Raw genomic sequence first — 645 nt, 5'->3', positions numbered from 1 at the left:
GGGGCTCCCCAGCGAACTTGCGATGGCTACCCTATTCGATCCGCACAACGGTGTGCCGCTAAGCGTGATGGATGCCACGCTGATCACCGAGGTCCGCACCGGGGCGATGACCGCGGTCGGAGCGAAGCATCTCGCGCGACGGGACTCGCGTATTCTCGGCCACGTCGGAGCCCGCGGCACCGCGTTCTCCAACGTCACGATGCTCGACAGCATGTTCGACTTCGATGAGATCCGGGTCACCAGCCGCAGGCAGGAATCGCGTGAGGCGTTCGTCGACCAGCTGAGGGCGGTCACGAACACCCCGATCCGCGCGGTGGCCACTGCCGAGGAAGCCTTCGACAACGCCGACATCTTGGTCGAGGCATCACGCCTCAACGAACCGACACCTCTGCTGCGCACGACGCAGGTCAAGAAGGGCGCGTTCGTGGTGCCCTACGGGACGATCAGCGCGGTGGAAATCGACCTGCTCGACGTCATGGACAAGGTCGTCGTCGACGACTGGCGCGAATCGAGCTCAGGCAAGTTCGGCTCGCTGCGCGCGCACGTGGACAGCGGCCGGCTCACGCAGGAATCCCCTCTACGCCGAGTTAGGCGAGATCGTCAGTGGCCAGAAGCCGGGCCGGGAGAACGATGACGAGCGCATCC

At 65.3% G+C, this 645-nt stretch carries 1 protein-coding gene; it reads left to right on the top strand.

The annotated features are described in order from the left end of the window. A partial coding sequence (locus ADIWIN_RS16945; RefSeq protein ID WP_200859827.1) for a hypothetical protein occupies positions 1-634 on the top strand: 634 nt, incomplete at its 5' end. Positions 635-645: the final 11 nt, after the last annotated feature.

The sequence above is a fragment of the Winogradskyella psychrotolerans RS-3 genome (assembly GCF_000427335.1).
In the GTDB taxonomy this organism is placed as follows: Bacteria; Bacteroidota; Bacteroidia; order Flavobacteriales; family Flavobacteriaceae; genus Winogradskyella; species Winogradskyella psychrotolerans.
The sequence above is the reverse complement of the archived record's forward strand: the minus strand, read 5'-3'. Positions and strand labels throughout refer to the sequence as shown.